Raw genomic sequence first — 843 nt, forward strand, 5'->3', positions numbered from 1 at the left:
AAATGGTGTACGGATGGCATCAATAATGTATGCGTTTTTCATTTTTAAATCCTTTACCTCCCTTAATCCCTCCTGAAAGGAGGAAGACTTTCCAATGAAAAATAAATATTTATTGGTCAAAGTCCCCCTTTGAAAAAGGGGGATTTAGGGAGATTCTGTATATTTCTAAAGTGTCTTAAACCGTCGCATCAATCAATTTTGCACCCGTCAACGACTGCAATTCTTCAAATGAAAGACCTTCCACTTTTTCAATCACTTTCATGCCTTCAGCAGTGACATCAATCACGCAAAGGTCAGTGTAAATACGGTCTACACATTTCAAACCTGTAGCAGGATAAGTCAGTTCAGCAACGATTTTCGGCTCGCCTTTTTTGGTCACATGATCAGTCGTGATGAAAACTTTTTTCGCACCAACGGCTAAATCCATCGCACCGCCAACCGCAGGAATCGCATCAGGTGCGCCTGTATGCCAGTTCGCCAAATCACCATTTTCAGCAATCTGGAAAGCACCTAAAACAGCGATGTCTAAATGACCACCACGCATCATGGCAAATGAGTCACCGTGATGGAAGAAAGCACCGCCATCCAGTAAGGTCACAAATTCTTTACCTGCATTGATCAGTTCAGGGTCACGATCTTCTTCTGCAGGTGGTGGACCAAAAGCCAAAAGACCATTTTCAGAGTGTAAAAATACGTCTTTGTCAGATGGTAAGTAGCTTGAAATTTTAGTTGGTAAACCAATGCCTAAGTTGACATAAGCACCATCAGGAATGTCTTGTGCCACACGCTCAGCAATTTGATCACGGCTTAATTTTGTATAACTCATTTTAAATTCTCCGCAGT

1 protein-coding gene is annotated in these 843 nt (G+C 41.8%); it reads right to left on the reverse strand.

Annotated features, from left to right (window positions below; all coding sequences use genetic code 11):
• Positions 1-175: 175 nt before the first annotated feature.
• Positions 176-826, reverse strand: a complete 651-nt coding sequence (locus C9E89_RS22910) for a 3-oxoacid CoA-transferase subunit B (protein WP_107007738.1) — start codon at positions 824-826, stop codon at positions 176-178.
• Positions 827-843: the final 17 nt, after the last annotated feature.

The organism is Acinetobacter sichuanensis (genome assembly GCF_003024515.2).
GTDB lineage: Bacteria > Pseudomonadota > Gammaproteobacteria > Pseudomonadales > Moraxellaceae > Acinetobacter > Acinetobacter sichuanensis.

What these genes read in the sequence shown, in the direction of transcription:
- C9E89_RS22910 (WP_107007738.1), bottom strand. Translation starts at nt 826, where the DNA reads ATGAGTTATACAAAATTAAGCCGTGATCAAATTGCTGAGCGTGTGGCA.